20 protein-coding genes and 2 tRNA genes are annotated in these 21,782 nt (G+C 53.0%); 12 read left to right on the top strand and 10 right to left on the bottom strand.

Annotated elements, in window-relative coordinates; genetic code table 11:
• Positions 1-54: 54 nt before the first annotated feature.
• Positions 55-639, bottom strand: coding sequence for a thymidine kinase (locus KGP26_RS15540; protein ID WP_021806600.1), 585 nt, complete (start codon positions 637-639; stop codon positions 55-57).
• 880 nt (positions 640-1,519) lie between these two features.
• On the opposite strand from KGP26_RS15540, the gene hns reads away from it, so the two are divergent.
• Positions 1,520-1,927, top strand: coding sequence for a histone-like nucleoid-structuring protein H-NS (gene hns, locus KGP26_RS15545; protein ID WP_021181225.1), 408 nt, complete (start codon positions 1,520-1,522; stop codon positions 1,925-1,927).
• 169 nt (positions 1,928-2,096) lie between these two features.
• Here the strand turns inward: hns and KGP26_RS15550 are convergent, their stop codons facing one another.
• The 4 genes from KGP26_RS15550 to rssA form a co-directional block, all read right to left on the bottom strand.
• Positions 2,097-3,107 carry an NAD-dependent epimerase gene (locus tag KGP26_RS15550; protein WP_223664255.1) on the bottom strand — a complete coding sequence of 337 codons (1,011 nt, stop codon included), beginning with the start codon at positions 3,105-3,107 and terminating at the stop codon, positions 2,097-2,099.
• Positions 3,108-3,116: 9 nt separating this feature from the next.
• Positions 3,117-4,460, bottom strand: coding sequence for a UDP-glucose/GDP-mannose dehydrogenase family protein (locus tag KGP26_RS15555; RefSeq protein WP_223664258.1), 1,344 nt, complete (start codon positions 4,458-4,460; stop codon positions 3,117-3,119).
• Positions 4,461-4,841: 381 nt separating this feature from the next.
• Positions 4,842-5,855, bottom strand: a complete 1,014-nt coding sequence (rssB, locus tag KGP26_RS15560) for a two-component system response regulator RssB (RefSeq protein ID WP_037376114.1) — start codon at positions 5,853-5,855, stop codon at positions 4,842-4,844.
• A gap of 105 nt (positions 5,856-5,960) precedes the next feature.
• On the bottom strand, positions 5,961-6,872 hold the full coding sequence (gene rssA, locus KGP26_RS15565) for a patatin-like phospholipase RssA (protein WP_024486672.1): 912 nt from the start codon (positions 6,870-6,872) through the stop codon (positions 5,961-5,963).
• A 146-nt stretch (positions 6,873-7,018) separates the two neighbouring features.
• Between rssA and KGP26_RS15570 the strand changes: the two genes are divergently transcribed.
• The 7 genes from KGP26_RS15570 (at position 7,019) to KGP26_RS15600 (ending at position 11,295) form a co-directional block, all read left to right on the top strand.
• Positions 7,019-7,477, top strand: coding sequence for a YchJ family protein (locus KGP26_RS15570; protein ID WP_059200970.1), 459 nt, complete (start codon positions 7,019-7,021; stop codon positions 7,475-7,477).
• A 37-nt stretch (positions 7,478-7,514) separates the two neighbouring features.
• On the top strand, positions 7,515-8,363 hold the full coding sequence (gene purU, locus KGP26_RS15575) for a formyltetrahydrofolate deformylase (protein ID WP_021181219.1): 849 nt from the start codon (positions 7,515-7,517) through the stop codon (positions 8,361-8,363).
• Positions 8,364-8,586: 223 nt separating this feature from the next.
• Positions 8,587-8,671 (top strand) — tRNA-Tyr (locus KGP26_RS15580).
• Between the two features lie 127 nt (positions 8,672-8,798).
• A tRNA-Tyr gene (locus KGP26_RS15585) sits at positions 8,799-8,883 on the top strand.
• A 493-nt stretch (positions 8,884-9,376) separates the two neighbouring features.
• Positions 9,377-9,949, top strand: coding sequence for a TIGR00730 family Rossman fold protein (locus KGP26_RS15590; RefSeq protein WP_179247562.1), 573 nt, complete (start codon positions 9,377-9,379; stop codon positions 9,947-9,949).
• A gap of 102 nt (positions 9,950-10,051) precedes the next feature.
• Positions 10,052-10,855: an exodeoxyribonuclease III gene (gene xthA, locus KGP26_RS15595; RefSeq protein WP_021806607.1), complete on the top strand. Its 804-nt coding sequence runs from the start codon at positions 10,052-10,054 to the stop codon at positions 10,853-10,855.
• A gap of 44 nt (positions 10,856-10,899) precedes the next feature.
• Positions 10,900-11,295, top strand: coding sequence for a pyrimidine (deoxy)nucleoside triphosphate diphosphatase (locus KGP26_RS15600; RefSeq protein ID WP_094981332.1), 396 nt, complete (start codon positions 10,900-10,902; stop codon positions 11,293-11,295).
• 30 nt (positions 11,296-11,325) lie between these two features.
• Here KGP26_RS15600 and KGP26_RS15605 read toward each other — a convergent pair whose 3' ends face one another.
• From KGP26_RS15605 to KGP26_RS15625, 5 genes are all read right to left on the bottom strand, one after another.
• The gene (locus tag KGP26_RS15605; protein ID WP_021181215.1) at positions 11,326-11,607 is read right to left on the bottom strand and encodes a DUF1496 domain-containing protein; all 282 of its coding nucleotides are present in this window, start codon (positions 11,605-11,607) and stop codon (positions 11,326-11,328) included.
• On the bottom strand, positions 11,604-13,529 hold the full coding sequence (locus KGP26_RS15610) for a DNA topoisomerase III (RefSeq protein ID WP_021806609.1): 1,926 nt from the start codon (positions 13,527-13,529) through the stop codon (positions 11,604-11,606). The genes KGP26_RS15605 and KGP26_RS15610 overlap by 4 nt, the downstream gene beginning before the upstream one ends.
• Complete coding sequence (mnmH, locus tag KGP26_RS15615; RefSeq protein WP_115158853.1) at positions 13,529-14,647, bottom strand: tRNA 2-selenouridine(34) synthase MnmH; 1,119 nt, start codon at positions 14,645-14,647, stop codon at positions 13,529-13,531. The genes KGP26_RS15610 and mnmH overlap by 1 nt, the downstream gene beginning before the upstream one ends.
• A complete protein-coding gene (gene selD / locus KGP26_RS15620; RefSeq protein ID WP_021806611.1) occupies positions 14,647-15,690 on the bottom strand; it encodes a selenide, water dikinase SelD in 1,044 nt (347 codons plus the stop codon). The genes mnmH and selD overlap by 1 nt, the downstream gene beginning before the upstream one ends.
• Positions 15,691-15,861: 171 nt before the next feature.
• A complete protein-coding gene (locus KGP26_RS15625) occupies positions 15,862-16,413 on the bottom strand; it encodes an NAD(P)H nitroreductase (RefSeq protein WP_223665662.1) in 552 nt (183 codons plus the stop codon).
• A gap of 193 nt (positions 16,414-16,606) precedes the next feature.
• Here KGP26_RS15625 and sppA point away from each other — a divergent pair, with 193 nt between their 5' ends.
• The 4 genes from sppA to KGP26_RS15645 all read left to right on the top strand — a co-directional run bounded on the left by sppA (position 16,607) and on the right by KGP26_RS15645 (position 21,743).
• Positions 16,607-18,460: a signal peptide peptidase SppA gene (gene sppA / locus KGP26_RS15630; RefSeq protein WP_218519273.1), complete on the top strand. Its 1,854-nt coding sequence runs from the start codon at positions 16,607-16,609 to the stop codon at positions 18,458-18,460.
• 92 nt (positions 18,461-18,552) lie between these two features.
• Complete coding sequence (gene ansA / locus KGP26_RS15635) at positions 18,553-19,569, top strand: asparaginase (protein ID WP_115158850.1); 1,017 nt, start codon at positions 18,553-18,555, stop codon at positions 19,567-19,569.
• An 18-nt stretch (positions 19,570-19,587) separates the two neighbouring features.
• Positions 19,588-20,220 (top strand): bifunctional nicotinamidase/pyrazinamidase, encoded by a 633-nt coding sequence (pncA, locus tag KGP26_RS15640; protein WP_021806615.1) that lies wholly within the window; start codon positions 19,588-19,590, stop codon positions 20,218-20,220.
• A gap of 242 nt (positions 20,221-20,462) precedes the next feature.
• Positions 20,463-21,743 (top strand): glycoside hydrolase family 18 protein, encoded by a 1,281-nt coding sequence (locus tag KGP26_RS15645; RefSeq protein WP_223499890.1) that lies wholly within the window; start codon positions 20,463-20,465, stop codon positions 21,741-21,743.
• Positions 21,744-21,782: the final 39 nt, after the last annotated feature.

A 21,782-nucleotide genomic window follows, 5' to 3' on the forward strand; every position in this document is an offset into this window, starting at 1 on the left:
AGGTCGGCATTCAAAAACGCCGCATAGGCCTTCTGCGGCGCTTCTGGCGCAATATCACTCTGGGGTCTTGATCGCTTCCTTGTAGTGTTTGCGGCATACCGAAACATAGCTTTCGTTACCCCCGATCACCACCTGCTCCCCCATATGCATCGCCTTGCCATCGTCCCCCAGGCGTAGCACCATATTGGCCTTACGCCCGCAATGACAAATGGTCTTCAGTTCGACCAGTTTATCGGCCCAGGCAAGCAGATGATGGCTGCCAACAAACAGTTCCCCAAGAAAATCCGTACGTAAGCCATAACACAGCACAGGAATATCCAGTTGGTCGACCACCTCGCAAAGTTCTTCAACCTGCTCTTTGGTCAGAAACTGGCTCTCATCCACCAGCACGCAATGCACGGGCTGCTGCTGATGTTCCTGATTAATCATGGCATACAGCTGGGTGGCGTTATTATAAAGCTGTGCCTGCGACGACAACCCAATCCGCGAACTCACTTTGCCCACGCCGAAGCGGTGGTCGATTTCCGCGGTGAACACCAGCGTGCGCATACCACGTTCTTGATAATTATATGAAGATTGTAACAGTGCCGTCGATTTCCCCGCGTTCATAGCGGAATAATAAAAATAAAGCTGAGCCATGTGGCCGCGACTCCAATGGTTTAAAATATATACCCTAAGACTTTCTGGTTGTAGCTGAGCCCCCCGCTGACTCATCATCTGGTCTAGCTGGCGCGCTTCACTGCGCCCTTGCCAATAAGGGAGAATATATTCGCCCCCGGTTGATGAGTCTCTGTTGCGGTTAACAACGCTGCGGCCTGAAAGACGACGGGTATATACTGTCGGAAGGTGCAGGTTGACAGTGTAGCATAGACCCTGGTCAGACTCAGCAAGCGGGCTGACATTATCTTGACCTAAGAAAATAGCCATAAGCCAAGTTTCATGTGAAACATTTTACACGCGCAACGGACACTTTTACATCTATTTACAGATTACTGTGGTTTATCAAGCACAATTAATTTTTGTTAATGATTAACTAAATTCATTAATGCTCAAACGGATATGTCCTGCCAGCGAGCAAACAGCCTGCCCAGTCCCTCCCGCCAACAATGCAATTAAATGTGTTTTGAGCGATGACTACCCGGTTAATTGGAACGCTTAACAACTTACTCTCTCCTGTCAGGCTGTTTACCGCTATACCCCCATTCTTTACAGTACTAGTCCTTTTGGGGAAGTGATTATGGACACAAATCCTTCCCGATACTGTTATAGAGCATAATTATGACGAGCGGACCAAAATGACTTTAAGCTCGGCGATTATGCCATCCGGTTGGACAATTTGGCATAAAAACCAGGGGGGATTAAAGCCTGATCCCCCTATGTTATTAGTCGGACAGTTCTCAATATCGGTTTTTTAAAGATAAATTTAGTCACTCTTTCAATTTGGCTATTGCAGAAAAGAAAGGAGCACTCTATTATTATCGTCACGCCCCCCCACCAATATAATTTGAGAGCTAGAACAATGAGCGAAGCATTGAAGATTTTGAACAACATCCGTACTCTACGTGCACAGGCAAGAGAATGCAGCCTGGAAACACTGGAAGAGATGCTGGAGAAGCTGGAAGTTGTTGTTAACGAACGCCGCGAAGAAGACAGCCAGGCTCAAGCAGAAATTGAAGAGCGCACTCGTAAACTGCAACAATACCGCGAAATGCTGATTGCAGACGGTATTGATCCAAACGAACTGCTGCAAACTATGGCTGCTACCAAAGCCGCTGGTAAAGCAAAGCGTGCTGCACGCCCAGCTAAATACCAGTATAAAGACGAAAACGGCGAAATGAAAACCTGGACTGGCCAGGGCCGTACTCCAGCCGTGATTAAAAAAGCTATCGAAGAGCAAGGCAAATCTCTGGACGATTTCCTGCTGTAATAGCATTTTAGTTACCTTCAAAAGGCTCCCTATGGGAGCCTTTTTGCTTTGCAGCCACGGTAATCCCCCTGACCTTCACACGCGTTATTCCGGTTGACTAGCAAAATTCTCATGTACAGGAAAAGAAAAAGGGGCCAAAGCCCCTTTATTCTACCCTTCTATCGTTCGGTTACTGAACGTTATAAAACGCCCGATACCAATCAACAAACCGTTTAACCCCTTCATCAACGCTAGTCTCAGGTTTAAACGCGATAGTCTGGTACAGCTCCTCGGTATCCGCGCTGGTATCCAAAACGTCACCAGGCTGCATCGGCAGCATATTTTTGCGCGCCGTGATACCTAACGCAGCCTCCAGGGCATGAATATATTCCATTAACTTAATAGGGCTACTATTGCCGATATTATAGACATGGTAAGGCGCAGAACTGCTGGCTGGAGACCCTTGTTCCACCGTCCAATTGGCATTGGGTTGAGGAACAATGGCCTGCAAGCGCACTACCGCCTCGGCAATATCATCAATGTAAGTAAAATCACGATGCATCTCACCGTGGTTATATACATCAATGCTCTCACCGGCCAATATCGCCTTGGTGAATTTAAACAGCGCCATGTCAGGACGCCCCCAAGGGCCATATACGGTGAAAAAGCGCAGGCCAGTGGTTGGCAGACCATATAAATGCGAATAGCTGTGCGACATAAGCTCATTGGCTTTTTTCGTCGCAGCATACAGGGATATTGGGTGATCGACAGAGTCATCCGTCGAAAACGGTAGCTTGCGATTCAGGCCATAAACCGAACTGGAGGACGCGTACAGCAAATGCCCAACCTTATTATGCCGACACCCTTCAAGAATGTTCAAATGGCCAATCAGGTTGGAATCCGCATAAGCCAAGGGGTGATCCAGCGAATAACGCACCCCGGCCTGGGCGCCGAGGTGAATGACCCGCTCAAACTGATGTTCAGCGAACAGCTCGGCAATTCCATTGCGATCGGCCAAATCCAGTTTGATAAACTGAAATGCTGGCTGATTAGCCAGCATGTCGAGCCGTGCCTGTTTCAGGCTGACAGCGTAATAATCATTCAGGTTGTCGATACCGACAACCTGATGCCCCATGGCTAGCAGGCGCTCCGTTACGTGATAACCAACAAACCCTGCAGTACCTGTTACCAGGAATTTCATGCTCACCTCTTAGATGACCGGCTTAATCGATGCGCCGCGACCAATACCATAATAAGTAAAGCCGCGAGCTTGCAGACGTTCTGGATCATACAGGTTACGGCCATCAAAAATGACAGGCTGCTTCAAGGCTGACTTAATCGCATCAAAATCCGGAGCACGGAAATTCTGCCATTCGGTACAGATCACCAACGCATCGGCTCCCTGTAACGCCGCCTCCTTGGTACCCATCAGTTTCAGATCGGCACGTTGCCCATAGATACGCTGCGCTTCAGCCATGGCTTCCGGGTCATAGGCTTGCACGCTGGCGCCTAACTCCCACAAGGTTTCCATCAGCACGCGGCTGGAAGCTTCACGCATATCGTCAGTATTAGGTTTAAACGCCAGGCCCCACAGCGCGAAGGTTTTCCCTTTTATATCATCAGCAAAATGATGCTTGATGAACTGGGTCAGCTTATATTTCTGCTGGTTGTTCACCTGCTCTACCGCCTGCAACAATTTCGGTTGATAACCGATGTGCTCTGCGGTGCGAATTAACGCCTGAACGTCTTTCGGGAAGCAGGAGCCGCCGTAGCCACAGCCTGGATAAATGAAGTGATAGCCAATACGTGAATCCGAACCGATCCCCTGACGCACTTTTTCAATGTCCGCACCCAGCATCTCTGCCAGATTGGAGATTTCGTTCATAAAGCTGATTTTGGTCGCCAGCATGCAGTTGGCGGCATATTTGGTCAGTTCTGCGCTACGGATATCCATCAGGATCATGCGGTCGTGATTACGGTTGAACGGCTCATACAGCTCACGCAACGGCTCAATGACGTCTTTGTTGTCGGTGCCCAGCACGATACGCTCAGGGCGCATACAATCGGCAACAGCTGCCCCTTCCTTGAGGAACTCTGGGTTGGAGACGACATCAAACGCCAAGTCGCTGCCGCGCTTGCGCAGCGTTTCGGTCATCACTTCACGAACTTTATCAGCGGTACCTACCGGTACGGTTGACTTATCGATCACCACTTTGCGGTCTGTCATATGTTCGGCGATGGTGCGTGCCACGGCGGTGACATATTTCAGATCGGCAGAACCATCTTCGTCCGGTGGCGTTCCCACGGCGATAAACTGGATAGCGCCATGAGCAACACCGGCTTTTGCATCGGTAGTGAAATGTAGACGACCGGCTTCATAGTTTTGCTGTACCAACGAGGTCAGGCCCGGTTCAAAGATCGGAATATTGCCTTGTTTGAGGTTTTCGACCTTCTGTTCATCGATGTCGATACACATGACATCATGACCCACGTCAGCCAACACGGCTGCCTGTACCAGGCCAACATAGCCAATACCGAAAACGGTTACTTTCATCGGGAAGTCCTAATTTTCAAATTTAACAAAAAGTTATCAAGCTACTTCTGTTTGTCCGCCGCCCTAGGCCGCAGCCAAACCAACAATTCTTTACCCGTGTTGGGTGGTCTTTTCGTCTCGACACGCTATAGGTCAAAGAGCTCACCAACGAGCTTATCACCCGCAAATGGCTACTGAAGTCCTGACGATCTTTCTAAGTAGCTCTCTTTTCGCTCTCAAATTGCGCACTTACTCCGCCATACGAAAAACCCGCAAAGTATACCAGCTTAAATCCGCTGAGTATTACCCCAAGCTCAAATAGCAATAAATTAAGACAACTACCTATGGAAACGACGTTAATGGAGAATAGGCAGAGGCAATTGCTGGAGTTCCATTGATGATTTATTCAGCACTCAGCATCAGACGTAACCGACCGCCGCTCCCCCAGACTTGGCACTGCCAGGCATCACAGCGTTGGCTTATTTGATTCATGTAAGTGGTGCCAAGCGTGCCCAAGGGGACGCCATTACTTAATTGAATCAGGTTATCCCCTGTATTTACATTGGCATGCAAACCGGCAGAGGCCAGCACCAGATTCTTATATTCGGCATGATAATAGCCCACCAACAGCGGAAATTGGCCTTCCAACTTGCCTTGGCGCAATAATTGGTTAACTTGTTTTAACAATGCAGACATTTGCGGCAGGCGATGCTGTTGATTGGCTAAATGATCTTGTAGTAAGCCGTTGAATAAAGCACGCAACAGCAAGGCAGCCATCACGCCATTATCTCCCGCACGGGTGACATCCAGGCAATAAAACGCCAGGTCTTTATCCGATAGCGCCGCGATATCCAGCACCAACCCCGGATTTTCGCTGGTGGTTAATTGCCGATAATTAATACGGCAACCGGCAATAGACTGCTGCACGGGTGGCTGTAACTGCTTGAGTAATCTCACGGCCTCGGAGGGGTTTTGGCTTAATGCCTGCCAATCCTGAAACAGCTCAGCCTCTTCGATCGCCTGCGAAGTAAACATATTAGGATAGAGGCAAGCCAGTACCGCTTCGCGCAGCCGATTGAGATCGCTCAACGGTTTCAGCAGCACATCCTGAACGCCGAGCCGCAGCACCTTGGCGATATCCGCCATTTTATCGGTCGCCGAGATCACCAATACCGGGATCTTTATCCCTTGCAAGCGCAGATGCTCAACAAACTCGATGCCGTCCATTTCCGGCATGGCGAGATCGCACAGGATGAGATCGGGAGCGAACTCTTCAACCGCACTCAACGCCACAAGGCCATTGGCCGCCTCGCTGGTTTGTGCTCCCAAGGATGCAAGATAACCTACAAGCACAGAACGGAAAACCTGTTCGTCCTCAACGATTAAGATGCGCTTGCTTATCAGTGGTAATGCCATCGACCCAGCCTCTTCCCTTTTGATGTTGTAATAGTGGCTCATAATGAGCACTTGTGCCTGTCGAAAACACGCCCAATAGCATCATTCCACCCTAACAAATGGTAATCATTTATTTTTTATCAATGGTGCCAAAACATCTATCTGTTTTTCGACTGCCAAGCGGCCCGCCTCTATCGCCTCGCTGGCGCGATGGAAATCCAGGGTAGATATCTGTGGGCAATACGGCTGGATCAGTACGTCCGGCGGGTCACTGGCCATACGGGTTCGCTTCACTCGATTCTCCAGCATCTGAATCGAGGTGCTCATGATTTCCATCGCCGTGGGGGTGAAGGTGGTTTTCTTCAACATCATTTTATTCATGCGTTCCCGCAGGCGGTCGCGCCAGTTATTGGCATCGCTAATGCTTGTTTCACTCTGCTCGCCAGCATCATTGCGTACCGAAAACAGATCCTGCTGCATCAGGTGCGCGTCATGTTGCAAATCCACGGCAATCACGATGTCTGCCCCCATCGCCCTAGCCAATGAAATAGGAACCGGGTTGACCAAGGCACCATCCACCAACCAATATCCGTCAAACCAGACCGGTGCCAACAAACCCGGCATGCTGCAGGAGGCACGAATGGCCTGGTGGATATCCCCTTTGGTCATCCACAGCTCACGGCCGGTACTGAGGTTGGTGGTCACCGCACCGAATTTCAATGAGCAGTCGGTAAAGTCGTTAATTTTCAGTATTTGGCCAACGACGTTAAACACGCGTTCGCCGCGTAATAAACCACCGCGCTGCCAGGACAGATCCATCAGTCTGATTACGTCCCAGTAGCTGAATGATCGTACCCACTTCTCCATCGCTGGCAACCGATGGCTGGCAAACGCCGCCCCAACCAGTGCTCCCACGGAACATCCTGCAACAATATCGGCTTCGATACCCAGCTTACGCAGTGCGTTAATCACGCCGATATGCGCCCACCCCTTGGCGGCACCGGCCCCTAATGCCAACCCGATTTTAACTTTCCGCATGCTTTGCCTATCCTTTGCTCGGTGAATTCACTCAACCCAATCGCAGGGTACATTGTCATCAACGAATGATGTTAGGTAACATATGCGTTAAATTGATTTTAGCCGCGGCTATACATCGTGCGAGCTAACTACTGAGAGGCGTTATTTTGACTGAGCTATGCCCCTGCGGCAGCGGGCAGGACTACAGCGCTTGCTGTGCGCCCTATATAACAGGTACTCAATACGCTATGTCGCCGGGCATATTAATGCGTTCGAGATATTCCGCCTATGTAAAACGGGATGTGGATTATCTAATTGCGACCTGGCACCCAGACTGCAACCCCGAAGAGTGGCGCAGCGCCATCAGCAGCAGCTTTGGCGATACCGAATGGCTTGGGCTGACGGTGGTAGCGGAAACCGCTGGCAATAGCGCCGATGAAGGGTTCGTGGAATTCATCGCCCGTTCGCGCGATGGAGAAAGCGAGAGTGCCATGCATGAGCGTTCCCGCTTCCTTCGCCTTGAACAACGCTGGTACTATATCGACGGAACCAAACCTCAACCGGGCAGAAATGCCGTTTGCCCCTGCGGTTCAGGCAAAAAATATAAAAAGTGCTGCGGGCAATAAGCCTGCGGGTTCAGAATCAGACGGAATCGACACACTCATGCCACAGCAAAACGTACAAAGAAAAATTTTACGCACCATCTGCCCCGATGCCAAAGGGCTGATCGCCAAGATCACCAACATTTGTTACAAGCACGAATTGAACATTGTGCAGAACAATGAGTTTGTCGATCACCTCACCGGTCGCTTCTTTATGCGTACCGAGCTGGAAGGGATCTTCAATGATACGACGCTGTTGGCCGATCTGGACGGCGCGTTACCAGAGGGTTCGGAGCGCGAACTGCACAGCGCAGGCCGCCGCCGTATTGTGGTGCTGGTCACCAAAGAAGCCCACTGCCTGGGCGATCTGCTGATGAAAAGCGCCTATGGCGGCCTGGACGTTGAGATTGCCGCCGTCATTGGCAACCACACCACGTTGCAGACGCTGGTTGAACGCTTTGACATTCCGTTCCATCTGGTCAGCCACGAAGGGCTGACGCGTGAGCAACATGATCAACAGATGATCGCGCAGATCGACCAATATCAGCCTGATTACGTAGTCTTGGCCAAGTATATGCGCGTGCTGACCCCGGCTTTTGTTCAGCATTACCCAAACCAGGTGATCAATATTCACCATTCGTTCCTGCCAGCCTTTATCGGTGCACGCCCTTATCACCAGGCTTATGAGCGTGGCGTGAAGATCATCGGGGCAACGGCGCACTATGTGAACGACAGCCTGGATGAAGGCCCAATCATTATGCAGGACGTTATTCATGTCGATCACACCTATTCGGCAGAAGATATGATGCGTGCCGGGCGTGACGTGGAGAAAAACGTGCTTAGCCGCGCACTGTATCGTGTACTGGCTCAACGCGTGTTCGTCTACGGTAACCGCACGGTGATCCTGTAATTGGTTAACAAAGCGGTGTCTTTCGTTCACGGAAGCACCGCTGAGAATAAAAAAGCGACAAACAATTCATTTTCTGCATTTCAATGCTTTACACAAGCGCTTCATTTGATATGATGCGCCCCGCTTACCGAGACAGACGTTTCGCAAGCAAAGGAAAGAGTTTCAGTTCTACCAGAAAGGGTTTGCCAACTTTCTGTTAAAAATTAGCAACCATGAATATCATGGTGGGGTTCCCGAGCGGCCAAAGGGAGCAGACTGTAAATCTGCCGTCACAGACTTCGAAGGTTCGAATCCTTCCCCCACCACCATTATTTTATGGCAATGAGCAAACAGAGAAATCTGAAGCCTCATGAATCACTCAAAGTAAAGTTGTTTCAGTAGTGCCAGAGAGAATTTGCCAACTTTCTGTTCAAAATTAGCAACCATGAATACCATGGTGGGGTTCCCGAGCGGCCAAAGGGAGCAGACTGTAAATCTGCCGTCACAGACTTCGAAGGTTCGAATCCTTCCCCCACCACCATCTCTTTATATACCTCCCCAGTTTTAAATCATCATCTCATTACCATACAGCCCTGAGCAGGGAAGGATGAGAAGCTTCGACCAAGGTTCGAGTCCACGCAGTGGACAACGCGCTTGCGCGGTCATCCTCCCCACCACCATCCTTGTATACCCCTCACAGACTAAATATTTCCGTCAAATCATCATGCACCACCGAACCAAATAGCTGCTCCTTATTATGCTACAGGTGGAAGTCATGCAGAACGCCGACACGCCGTAAACCCGTCCCTGGGGGCTCGCAATCGCGCATCCATGCGCTCAACGGTCGGCTAACCTGCAATGACTCCCTCCTGTCTCAAGCTTGGGTGTCGCGGTATAAAGCACTCTTACTCAGACAACTAGTTTCGACTGTAAGAAGCCATCCTTCCCACCACCATCGCAATACCAATTCCCCTTGAACTAAACCCTACAATTCGCTATACCACTGGCTTCGTTAAAAGCAGCAAGGGAAAGTCATGCGTAACAACATTTGTATCTTTTGTGGTGCCAGCGAGGGTAATAATCCAGCCTATGTCGAACATGCCCGCCAATTAGGTCATCTGCTTGCCACCCAAGGGCGGCGTCTGGTGTATGGCGGTGGTAAAAAAGGGTTAATGGGTGTGGTAGCGGACGCGGTGCTAGAGGCCGGTGGCGAAGCAATAGGCATCATTCCCCAGCGATTGGTCGAGGCCGAAACGGCACACCGTGGCCTGACCGAATTGGAAATCGTCCCTGACATGCACACCCGTAAAGCGCGGATGGCTGAACTGGCCGACGGCTTTATTGCCCTGCCTGGCGGTATCGGTACGCTGGAAGAGCTGTTCGAAATCTGGACCTGGGGGCAAATCGGTTACCACAGCAAGCCGGTCGGGCTGCTGGATGTTAACGGTTTTTACCACCCGCTAAGCCAGTTTTTACAGCACGTCGCCGATCAAGGCTTTATGCGACATGATTATCTCAAGACCCTGCATATCAGCGATTCTCCGGCAGCCTTAATCCAGCAGTTTGATGACTATCAACCGCAGAATTACGACCGCTGGGCGAAATAATCCCTGGCCACCAGCGGCATACCGCCGCTGGTCCGCGTTACATTTTCGGCCAAACTCTGCTACTATCTGAACACATTTTTTCGGATAAAAACGGCAGCGCTCATGAAGTTTGTTTCTTTTAATATCAATGGACTGCGTGCACGTCCGCATCAGTTGGCAGCAATTATCGAGCAGCATCAGCCGGATGTGATCGGCCTGCAGGAAACCAAAGTCCACGACGATATGTTCCCGCTGGAAGAAGTCAGCCAACACGGCTATCACGTGTTCTATCATGGGCAGAAAGGCCATTACGGCGTGGCGTTGCTGACTAAAGATGAACCTCTTGCCGTACGCCGCGGTTTTCCTACTGATGAAGAAGATGCGCAGCGTCGTATCATCATGGCCGACCTGGCAACGCCACAAGGCACATTGACGGTGATTAATGGTTACTTCCCGCAAGGAGAAAGCCGCGACCACCCGATCAAATTCCCAGCCAAAACCCGCTTTTATCAAGACCTGCAAAATTATCTGCAACAACTGCCGGCAGAGTCGCAGGTATTGATCATGGGCGATATGAACATCAGTCCAACCGATCTGGACATCGGTATTGGTGAAGAGAGCCGCAAACGTTGGTTGCGCACCGGCAAATGCTCCTTCCTGCCGGAAGAGCGTGAGTGGATGGGCCGCCTGCTGGACTGGGGTCTGGTAGATACCTACCGGCATGCCAACCCTGAGCGTAACGATGAGTTCTCGTGGTTTGACTATCGTTCGCGAGGTTTCGATGAAAACCGTGGTCTGCGTATCGATCTACTGTTGGCTAACACCTCATTGGCTGCGCGCTGTACCGCCACCGGCATTGATTATCAGATCCGTGGTATGGAAAAACCCTCAGACCATGCTCCTGTCTGGGCCGAGTTTGCACTGTAATCCCCCTGCCCCGATGCACGTCGGGGCGATATAGAATCCAAGCTATGAAAATCATTGATGTCGTTGCCGCCATTATCGAACAAGACGGCAAGATCCTGCTCGCTCAACGCGATAGCAGCAGCGATCAGGCTGGCCTATGGGAGTTTCCCGGCGGTAAGGTCGAAATGGCTGAGAGCCAGCCCCAGGCGCTCGCCCGTGAACTGAGGGAAGAGTTGGGCATTATCGCCAAAGTGGGGAGTTTTGTGGCCAGCAATCAGTGGCCGCAAAAGGAGAGGATTATTCGGCTACATGCTTGGCAGGTTGTTTCCTTTAGCGGGGAATTACAGCTACATTGCCATAGCGCATTTGCTTGGGTTACTCCCGAACAGGCCAGAAACTACCCGCTAGCCCCCGCCGATATTCCCTTGTTGGAAAGCTATATCCGCTTACTATCCGACTAGGGGCAGCCAGTGCCCCTACACACTCTGCAATCACCGCTTGAGGCGGATCCAGATTAACGGATTGGTGCCCGTGACGTTAGGGTCGCGTGCGCACTGCATCATCTCGTCACCCACTTTCAGCAGCGCACCTTCAGAATAGTTTTGATTCTGATAAATGCAGCAACGGTTGCAGGGCGGCGGCGTTGTCGTGGTACGTGCGGTACCCCATATTTCTGGAGACACCGGTACGACGACATCGACGTTACCGCGATTGGCCAATACGCCGGTGGAAAACAATGCCAAACAACCGATCAACAAGGATATGCGGCTCATTCACTTTTCTCCCGTGCCTTTCCGGCACTTTTTTTACGCTTTTTCGCCCCGGCTGACGGTGCAGGCGACAAGCCACGAAACGCTATACTGGCCCGGCTCTGCTTAGCCTGATAGATCAGCTGTTGCAGCGTGCCTTCCAGCGGTTGCATAAAGTCCTGATAACGGCAGGATTTTTCGCTGATTTGCGTCAACGTAGACTCCCACTGCGCCGTCATATCAGGGCGTGCCGCCAGGTCTGGCAATGAATGGATCAGTGCCCGCCCGGTTTCGCTGGAGTGAATATAGCGCCCTTTCTTGTAGAGGAACGCCCGCTTGAAGAGCAGCTCGATAATGCCTGCGCGCGTTGCCTCTGTCCCTAAACCATCGGTCGCTCGCAGGATTTTCTTTAGCGCTTTATCCTGCACAAAACGCGCAATCCCGGTCATGGCCGACAACAGGCTGGCATCCGTAAAAGGCCGTGGCGGTTGAGTCTGGCGTTCTACCACTTCGCCACGCTCGCACAGTAATTCATCGTCTTTGGCGACAACAGGCAGCGGTGCACCTTCGTTTTCCTCATCACGCTCTTTACTGCCCAGCAAGGTGCGCCAGCCCGCTTCGGCCAGGAAACGTGCCTTGGCGATAAACTTGCCGCCAGCGATATCCAGCTCGATGACGCACTTGCGGAACATCGCATCCGGGCAAAACTGCATCAGATACTGCCGGGCCACCAAACTGTAAACGTTTTGTTCATCCTGGCTCAGGCTGGCCTTGCTGGCACGCGCCGTGGGAATAATCGCGTGGTGCGCATCAACCTTTTTATCGTCCCAACAGCGGTTACGGCGTTCACTATCGATTATTTCCTGTGGATAGAGATCCGGCTGATGTACGCTGATGGCGTTCAACACGGCATGACGCCCTGCAAAGTGTTCCTCTGGCAGATAACGGCAGTCAGAACGCGGGTAAGTGATCAGCTTGTGGGTTTCATACAGCCGTTGGCAAACGTCCAACACCTGCTGGGCGCTGAGGTTAAAGCGTTTCGACGCTTCAATCTGCAGCGTTGAAAGGGAAAACGGCAGCGGAGCGGTATCTGATTCCCGTTTATCATTATACGAGGTGACCAGCGCCGGTGCGCCTTCGATGCGTTTAACCACGTGTTCGGCCAACGGCCGGTGCAGTAAACGCCCCTCCTCATCCTGATAAGGCTCACAAGATTCACTCGGCTGCCACAGGGCGACAAAGCGTTCTTCCTTCGGCGTGACGATATGCGCTTTCACCTCAAAGAAGTCTTTCGAAACGAAGTTTTCGATCTCTTCATCGCGACGCACCACCAGCCCCAGTACCGGCGTCTGTACCCGCCCAACCGACAGCACGCCGTCGTAGCCCGCGTTACGCCCTAGCAGCGTATAAGCCCGGGTCATGTTGATGCCGTAAAGCCAGTCGGCACGCGCACGCGCCAACGCGGAAACGCACAGCGGGATAAAGTCACGGTTATCACGCAGACGCTGTACTGCACGCTCCACCGCCTGTGGGTTGAGATCGTTGATCAGGCAACGCCGCACGTTCTGGCGCTTCTCCTGAGTCAATGCCAGATAATCCAGCACCTCATCCACCAGCAACTGCCCTTCCCGATCCGGGTCACCCGCGTGGATCACTTCGTCGGCTTCTGCCAGCAGCTTTTTGATCGCGTTCAGCTGCTTGCTGACCGAAGGGCGCGGCTGCAACAACCACTTCTGCGGGATTATCGGTAAGTCGGCCAACGACCAGCGCGCGTAACGGCTGTCGTAAGCATCCGGCTGGGCCTGTTCTAACAGGTGCCCAACGCACCAGGTCACCACATCGTTGCTGCCACAGGCAATAAAGCCGTCACCCCGACGATGGGGCTTGGGTAAGACATCAGCAATGGCGCGGGCCAAACTCGGTTTTTCGGCTATAAACAGTCGCATTATTCACCGTTATTCTGGCTATACGTCATCAGGAACTCTCTGACTTGCGCGTAATTACCGCGAAAGATCACACGTTGGGTTTTCTTCTCTAATTGGTAGCGATACATCGGATCGTAATAGTGTTGCAGCAGCGGCACCAGCCATTGTTGATGCGCTTCGCTTTGGCCTGTGAGCCGTTGTACCTGCAGCGCCGATTCGAGACGCAGCGTCAACTGCTGGAACAGTTCCAGTCCCAGGCGGCGGCGGATGGCAAACAGGCCATGGTGCAAATATTCATCATATTGCCGCCAGCCGTCTTGCTCGCCATAGGCTTGCTCAAAGGCAATGCGCATCCGGTCGATATACTCATCTTGCAGGCGTGCCACTCTCACATCAAACGGATCGTCAATCACCACCAGGGCAGCCTGTTGCATACCATTGAACAGCCCTAATGGGAGATTATTCGAACCGATGATCCGGCTTTCATCCTCCAGCACCCAATGGCGGCAGCCACCGTGCTGTTTCTTCAACATGCACGTAGCCAGCTGATTCTCAAAATTGATTTGGGTGGGCTGTTTCACCAGAGTACGGCCAAAAGACGAACCGCGATGATGAGCGATCCCTTCCAGATCGATACCGGCCGCCAATTCATTAATCAGCAGCGTCTTGCCACAACCGGTGTTACCGCCAACGATCAGCATAGGCAACGCAGCGGCGGCCTCAAGCGCACCGAGCAAAAAATTGCGCAGCGCCTTATAACCGCCTACCACGCGTGGATAGTCAACACCAGCCTCTCTCAGCCACTGTTGCACCAATTGCGAGCGTAGACCACCGCGGAAACAGTAGATATAACCTTCTGGCTGCCGGGCACACTGTTCGATCCAGGCCTGCGTGCGCTGCTCACGCAGTTTACCATTGACCAGGCTGTGCCCAAGAGCGATCGCAGCTTGTTGACCATGCTGCTTGTAGCAGGTGCCCACCGCCTGACGTTCACTGTCGCTCATCAACGGCAGATTAACTGAACAGGGGAATGCCCCCTGCGTAAACTCTATCGGCGCGCGCACGTCAATCAGCGGCACATCCTGTAGAAAAAGGCGCTGGTAGTCTTGCGTATCCTGTCGAGTCTGCACCGTTGACACTAGACAACCTCGATCAGTGGTTTACCCGCCTGTGCGGCCTGCAATTCACCAATCGCGTTCAGCGTGATGCCATGACGGGCCGCTATCGCCTGCACTTCGGCTTCGGCTTCCGGCAATACTGCCAGCAGCAAACCGCCGGAGGTTTGCGGATCGCACAGCAATTGACGTTGCAGATCGCTCATGGCGCCAACCAGGTGACCATAGCTTTCAAAGTTACGTCCGGTACCGCCCGGTACGCAGCCTTCGCTGATATAACGTTCAACATCCGGCAGTTTCGGCACGCATTCGAACCATACGGTTGCCTGCAGATCGGAGCCCTGGCACATCTCGCTAAGGTGGCCAAGCAGGCCAAAGCCGGTAACATCGGTCATCGCCGTTACGCCTGCCACTTCGGCAAAGTCTGCCCCAGGCTTGTTCAACTGGCACATGACCTCAGTAGCCAAGCCTTGGTGTTCGGCCAGCAGTTTGCTTTTCTTCTCTGCGGTGGTCAGCACGCCAATGCCCAGCGGTTTGGTCAGGAATAGCTTGGTGCCTGCCTGCGCCGCACTGTTTTTCTTCACCAGCTCGGTTTTGACGATGCCGGTTACCGCCAAGCCAAAAATCGGCTCTGGGGCATCAATAGAATGGCCACCCGCCAATGCAATCCCCGCCTGCTGGCAAGCATAGCGGCCACCGTCGATCACCTGTTGGGCAACCTCTGCGGGCAGCTTGGCAATCGGCCAGCCAAGAATAGCGATGGCCATGATCGGTTTACCGCCCATCGCATACACGTCGCTGATGGCGTTGGCTGCCGCAATACGGCCAAAATCAAACGGATCGTCGACGATCGGCATAAAGAAATCAGTGGTGCTGATAATGCCCACGCCGTTACCGATGTCATACACTGCGGCATCATCACGCGTTTCATTACCCACCAGCAGATGGGGATCGATAAACTTTTCCTGCTCGCTGTGCAGTATCGTTTCAAGCACTTTGGGTGAGATTTTACAGCCGCAGCCAGCGCCGTGGCTGTACTGGGTCAAACGAATGGCCGGCGATGTCATAGTCCACTCCCTCTGGGTAACAAACGAACGTAAGGATATCACAATGGGATATAGGGTAGCGCTTGCCGAGGGGATTGATAAGAGCAGGTTGGCATTATGCGTGCGACCTGCTCAGAAACAGTACAAAACTGCGGGTTATCGCGCATTCTCGGCGAGCTCCCGCATGGCGGATCAGAAGTAGCGGACGAAAGGCGTACTGTCCGGAGCGACCACTTTAGTGGCACCTTTTAACTGCGGCGTGCCTAGATAGAGGAAACCGACGATCTCGTCCTGCTCGCGGCAGGCGAAGGCTTCGCGCACCAACGGATGCTCTGTCCAGGCACCGCTGCGCCAGATGCCATTAAAGCCCTGCGCCAAAGCCGCCATTTGCATCGCCTGCACCGCGCAACCGGCAGAGACAACCTGCTCCCAGCGCGGCACTTTCGGATTTTCACTGCAATGAGCAACCACCGTGATAATCAATGGCGCACGAAAAGGTGCCTGTTTGGCCTTTTCTACCGCACTCTCATCCAGTTCATCTTGTCTGGCGGCGGCTTGCAGCAATTCACTGAAACGTTGCAGACCCTGATCCTCGATCAGGATAAAACGCCACGGCTGTAACGTACCGTGATCCGGCGCGCGCAGCCCGGCGTTGATGATATTCTGACGCACTTCACCTGCGGGTGCCGGTGCGGTCAGGCATGACGCAGAACGGCGATTGAGTAAAAGATCCAGAGCATCCATCATTAACTCCTGATAACAATTTTCGTTTAAATCACGTTAACATAGCTCTACATAGAGTTACAGCCTCTGTAATACTGTCTATACCCGTTGCCACTCAGGCTGCAGGGGGATAAATGGCAGATGATTTAAAGCTGACATTTCTTCGGCCGCTCATTAGGATAGCGGAACATTCTAGACTCTTGTTGGAGAGCACATGCGCACATTGGGGCGAATTATTGCTGGTATTTTCAGATGGACATGGCGTCTGCTGAATTTCGTCAGGGAACTTATCCTGAACTTGTTCCTGATTTTCTTGATCCTGGTCGGGGTCGGTATTTATCTTTCACTCCAAGGCAATTCTTCGGCAGTAACACCGCATGGCGCACTGCTGGTCGATCTCAGCGGCGTGGTGGTCGATCAACCTTCGGTAAACAACCGGGTTCGTCAGTGGGGACGCGAACTGTTGGGCGCCTCCAGCAACCGTCTGCAGGAAAACTCACTGTTTGACGTGGTGGATACCATTCGCAAGGCCAAAGAGGATAAAAACATCACCGGTATGGTGTTGCAGCTGAATGATTTTGCCGGGGCGGATCAGCCTTCCCTGCAATACATCGGCAAGGCACTGCGTGAGTTCCGCGACAGTGGTAAACCGATCTTTGCCATCGGCGACAGTTATAACCAAACGCAATACTATCTGGCCAGCTACGCCAACAAGATCTACCTGTCACCACAGGGTGCCGTCGATCTGCATGGTTTCGCCACCAACAACCTTTATTACAAATCCCTGTTGGAGAAGCTGAAGGTCACCACCAATATTTTCCGCGTGGGCACCTATAAATCGGCCGTAGAACCGCTGATCCGTGATGATATGTCACCGGCTGCGCGGGAAGCCGATAGCCGCTGGGTTGGCGGGCTGTGGCAAAACTATCTGGATACGGTGGCGGCTAACCGTCAACTTACGCCAGATCAGTTGTTCCCAGGCGCAGCAGATATTCTCAGTGGTTTAAAGGCGACGGGTGGCGACACCGCGCAGTTCGCCCTGAACAGCAAACTGGTCGATGAGCTGGCCTCTCGCACTGCGATAGAAACACAGTTGGTGAAAACCTTCGGTTGGGACAAGCAGAGCAATGATTTCAATGCGGTCAGCATCTACGATTACCAGCCGCAGCCGTCACCGGTTCAGGGCGGTGAGATCGCCGTCATCTTTGTCAATGGCGCGATCATGGATGGCCCGCAGACGCCAGGATCGGTCGGTGGCGACACCACGGCCTCACAACTGCGTCAGGCGCGTCTGGATCCGAAAATCAAAGCCGTTATCCTACGCGTCAATAGCCCTGGCGGTAGCGTCAGCGCTTCAGAAGTGATCCGTTCCGAGTTGGCAGCGGTTCGCGCCGCAGGTAAACCCGTAGTGGTTTCCATGGGTGGAATGGCCGCGTCTGGCGGTTACTGGGTGTCGACCCCGGCAGATTACATCATTGCCAGCCCGAGCACCCTCACCGGCTCCATCGGTATCTTCGGTGTGATCAACACCTATGAGAACACCTTGGACAGCGTTGGGGTACATACCGACGGCGTCGCGACGTCACCACTGGCCGACCTGGCCGTGACCAAAGCACTGCCGCCAGAATTCTCACAGATGATGCAGTTGAACATCGAGAACGGTTATAAAAACTTCATCGACCTGGTGGCAACCGCCCGGAAGATGACGCCAGAGCAGGTCGATCAAATTGCTCAAGGTCACGTCTGGATCGGTAGCGACGCCAAGAAAAATGGCCTGATCGACCAACTGGGCGACTTTGACGACGCCGTGAAGAAAGCGGCAGAGCTGGCCAAGCTGCCACAGTGGCAACTCAACTGGTTTATCGATGCCCCTAGTATGACGGATATGCTGCTCAGCCAGTTTGGCGTTTCTATCCACGCCATGCTGCCTGAGGCGATCCAGTCAATGCTGCCAGCCCCGTTGGCATCGGTGGCGCTGGCGGTGAAAGAACAGCCTGGCCTGTTTAATAACCTGAACGATCCGCAGCATCGTTATGCCATATGCCTGACTTGCGGAGAGGTCCGTTAACAAATAAATCTCTAGCCCGGCATCCGCCGGGCTTTTTTTCTCCTGCTATCTCCCTATAATTCAGCCTATCTGACAGCCACAAGATCGAAGCCATGCAAAAGAAATCCATTTACGTCGCCTATACCGGCGGCACTATCGGTATGCAGCGTTCCGAACAGGGATACATCCCGGTTTCCGGCCACCTACAGCGCCAGTTGGCACTGATGCCCGAGTTCCATCGCCCAGAGATGCCGGATTTCACCATTCATGAATATGCCCCGTTGATCGACTCTTCGGATATGACCCCCGAAGACTGGCAGCATATCGCCGACGACATCAAACAGAATTACTCTCGCTATGACGGCTTTGTTATTCTGCACGGCACCGACACCATGGCGTTTACCGCTTCAGCCCTGTCTTTCATGCTGGAGAACCTGGATAAGCCGGTGATCGTCACCGGGTCGCAAATCCCGCTGGCAGAATTGCGCTCCGACGGCCAAACCAATCTGTTGAATGCCCTCTATCTGGCCGCCAATCACCCGGTGAACGAGGTCAGCCTGTTTTTCAACAACAAGCTGTTTCGTGGCAACCGCACCACCAAGGCACATGCCGACGGCTTTGATGCTTTTGCCTCCCCCAATCTACCTCCCTTGCTGGAAGCAGGTATCCACATACGTCGCCAGACCGGCATCGCCTCTCCGGTGTGCAACGGAGAATTGATCGTGCATAGCATCACGCCACAGCCCATCGGCGTGGTGACGATTTATCCGGGAATTTCCGGTGCCGTGGTGCGTAACTTCCTGCTGCAACCGGTCAAAGCCTTGATCCTGCGCTCTTACGGCGTCGGTAACGCGCCCCAAAAGGCCGAACTGGTGGATGAATTGCGTGATGCCTCCGAGCGTGGCATCGTAGTGGTCAACCTGACACAATGTATCTCTGGCCGGGTCAATATGGAGGGCTATGCGACCGGTAATGCCCTGGCTCATGCCGGCGTCATCAGCGGTTTTGATATGACGGTGGAAGCCGCGCTGACCAAGCTGCATTACCTGTTGAGCCAGCCGTTAACCTCAGAAGAGATCCGCAGCCTGATGCAACAAGACCTGCGTGGCGAATTAAGCGCTGCGGGCTAATCCGAAGTGGGAACTCTGATGAAAACTGCTCTGTTGCTGATTGATTTACAAAACGACTTTTGCCCCGGCGGCGCCTTAGGCGTGGCAGAAGGTGATGCCACCATTGACGTCGCCAATCAGGCTATCGCAGCCAGCCTGGCCCGTAACGAAACGGTGATTGCCAGCCAGGACTGGCACCCGGCGGATCATCGCAGTTTTGCGATTAACTCCAACGCGCAGATTGGTACGCTTGGAGAACTGGAAGGCCTGCCTCAGGTTTGGTGGCCGGAGCACTGCGTTCAGGGTACCCCTGGCGCAGAACTTCATCCTCAGCTTGATAAGCAACCCATCGCAGCGATATTCCGTAAGGGCGAGAACCCGGATATCGATAGCTATAGTGCTTTCTTTGATAATGGCCACCGGGCACAAACGGCGCTCGATGGCTGGCTGAAGGAACGAGGCATCACTCATCTCGCCGTGATGGGGCTGGCCACCGATTATTGCGTCAAGTTCAGCGTGTTAGATGCCTTGCGTTTAGGTTATCAGACCCAGGTCATCATCGATGGCTGCCGCGGTGTCAATTTAAGCCCCGATGACAGCGAGCAGGCGTTGGCAGAAATGCAGTCGGCTGGCGCACAGTTAGTTACACTGTCACAGTTTACTCAACGCTAACGGTTTTTGGGGCTGCTTGACCTCAGCGCCCCATATCCTCTGCCAACCGCTTTATTTTCGACGCTGCTCACATTCTCACCATTCTTCTGCGCGCTCACCTTGTCCCCTCCCGTCTCTTTTGCTGTTATGGCTTCTGATGCATAGGCATCAATAAGTTATACGCATCCGGGGCCTACCGAGCCCGGCTTTATTGATACCGCCCCAGGCGGTTCAGGTCGGCCTTGCTGACCAAAGGAGACAACATGGCTTTAACCCGTAAACTGCTACCCTTGCTGGTAGCGGTGCAACTCGGTGTGGCTGGCGTGGGCATGGCTCACGCGGCACCTTATCTCTCTGTCGGCTACTTCAACGGCGGTGGCGACGTAACCGCCGGGCCGGGCGGTGATATCAACCAGCTTGACGTCAGCCAGATCACCCACCTCAACTACTCTTTTGGCCTGATTTATAACGCTGAAAAAGAGGAAACCAACCCGGCACTGAAAGATCCCTCCCGCCTACACCAAATCTATCTCTCCCCTAAAGTCGAAGCAGACTTAAAGCTATTACCCGAATTGCGCCTGCAAAATCCGGCGCTGAAGGTTTTGCTGTCCGTTGGCGGATGGGGAGCTCGTGGGTTCTCCGGCGCGGCAGCCACACCGGAAAGCCGGGCGGTGTTTATTCGTTCGGTGCAGGAGGTGATTGCCAAGTATCAGCTAGATGGTATCGATCTGGATTGGGAATACCCGGTTAACGGTGCCTGGGGATTGGTGGAAAGCCAGCCCACTGACAGAGCCAATTTCACCTCCCTACTGAGCGAACTGCATCAGGCGTTGGGTAAAGAAAAACTGCTGACCATCGCCGTCGGGGCTAACGTCAAAAGTCCGCAGGAATGGGTAGACGTTAAGGCTATCGCGCCCTATCTGAACTACATCAATCTGATGACCTACGACATGGCGTACGGTACCCAGTATTTCAACTCCAATCTCTATGACTCCAAACAATGGCCAACCGTGGCCGCCGCCGACAAGTACAGCGCCGACTTTGTGGTCAACAACTATCTGGCCGCCGGGCTGAAGCCAACCCAGCTCAATCTGGGGATCGGTTTCTATGGCCGGGTACCTAAACGCGCCACCGAGCCGGGTATTGATTGGGATGTGGCAGATGCGGCCAAGCATCCCGTCACCCAGCCCTATTTCACCACACGTGAAAAAGACGTCTTCAAGTCGCTGGGCGTGGATTTGGATAAAGACAGTTACATCAAGTACAACGATATTGTGAACAAGATGCTGAAAGACCCACAACGGCGCTTCACCGCGCATTGGGATAGCGAGGCCAAGGTGCCCTATCTGATGATGAAGTCATCCGCAGGCAAACCACTGTTCGCGATAAGCTATGAAAACCCGCGCTCGGTAGCCATCAAGGCCGAGTACATCAAGAGCAAAGGATTGGGAGGGGCGATGTTCTGGGAGTATGGCGCGGACGATAACAACCGCCTGGCCCACCAGTTAGCCGAAAGCTTAGGCTTGGGCCAGCAGAAGCAGTAAAACCTTCAGGGCGATGGCAACATCGCCCTGCCAGCAACA

This window comes from Serratia sp. JSRIV002 (assembly GCF_019968725.1).
In the GTDB taxonomy this organism is placed as follows: domain Bacteria; phylum Pseudomonadota; class Gammaproteobacteria; order Enterobacterales; family Enterobacteriaceae; genus Chania; species Chania fonticola_B.

Bases quoted from the DNA above. Each gene is read 5' to 3' on its own strand.
- KGP26_RS15540 (WP_021806600.1), bottom strand. From the start codon at position 639: ATGGCTCAGCTTTATTTTTATTATTCCGCTATGAACGCGGGGAAATCG.
- hns (WP_021181225.1), top strand. From the start codon at position 1,520: ATGAGCGAAGCATTGAAGATTTTGAACAACATCCGTACTCTACGTGCA.
- KGP26_RS15550 (WP_223664255.1), bottom strand. From the start codon at position 3,107: ATGAAATTCCTGGTAACAGGTACTGCAGGGTTTGTTGGTTATCACGTA.
- KGP26_RS15555 (WP_223664258.1), bottom strand. From the start codon at position 4,460: ATGAAAGTAACCGTTTTCGGTATTGGCTATGTTGGCCTGGTACAGGCA.
- rssB (WP_037376114.1), bottom strand. From the start codon at position 5,855: ATGGCATTACCACTGATAAGCAAGCGCATCTTAATCGTTGAGGACGAA.
- rssA (WP_024486672.1), bottom strand. From the start codon at position 6,872: ATGCGGAAAGTTAAAATCGGGTTGGCATTAGGGGCCGGTGCCGCCAAG.
- purU (WP_021181219.1), top strand. From the start codon at position 7,515: ATGCCACAGCAAAACGTACAAAGAAAAATTTTACGCACCATCTGCCCC.
- KGP26_RS15590 (WP_179247562.1), top strand. From the start codon at position 9,377: ATGCGTAACAACATTTGTATCTTTTGTGGTGCCAGCGAGGGTAATAAT.
- xthA (WP_021806607.1), top strand. From the start codon at position 10,052: ATGAAGTTTGTTTCTTTTAATATCAATGGACTGCGTGCACGTCCGCAT.
- KGP26_RS15600 (WP_094981332.1), top strand. From the start codon at position 10,900: ATGAAAATCATTGATGTCGTTGCCGCCATTATCGAACAAGACGGCAAG.
- KGP26_RS15605 (WP_021181215.1), bottom strand. From the start codon at position 11,607: ATGAGCCGCATATCCTTGTTGATCGGTTGTTTGGCATTGTTTTCCACC.
- KGP26_RS15610 (WP_021806609.1), bottom strand. From the start codon at position 13,529: ATGCGACTGTTTATAGCCGAAAAACCGAGTTTGGCCCGCGCCATTGCT.
- selD (WP_021806611.1), bottom strand. From the start codon at position 15,690: ATGACATCGCCGGCCATTCGTTTGACCCAGTACAGCCACGGCGCTGGC.
- KGP26_RS15625 (WP_223665662.1), bottom strand. From the start codon at position 16,413: ATGGATGCTCTGGATCTTTTACTCAATCGCCGTTCTGCGTCATGCCTG.
- sppA (WP_218519273.1), top strand. From the start codon at position 16,607: ATGCGCACATTGGGGCGAATTATTGCTGGTATTTTCAGATGGACATGG.
- ansA (WP_115158850.1), top strand. From the start codon at position 18,553: ATGCAAAAGAAATCCATTTACGTCGCCTATACCGGCGGCACTATCGGT.
- pncA (WP_021806615.1), top strand. From the start codon at position 19,588: ATGAAAACTGCTCTGTTGCTGATTGATTTACAAAACGACTTTTGCCCC.
- KGP26_RS15645 (WP_223499890.1), top strand. From the start codon at position 20,463: ATGGCTTTAACCCGTAAACTGCTACCCTTGCTGGTAGCGGTGCAACTC.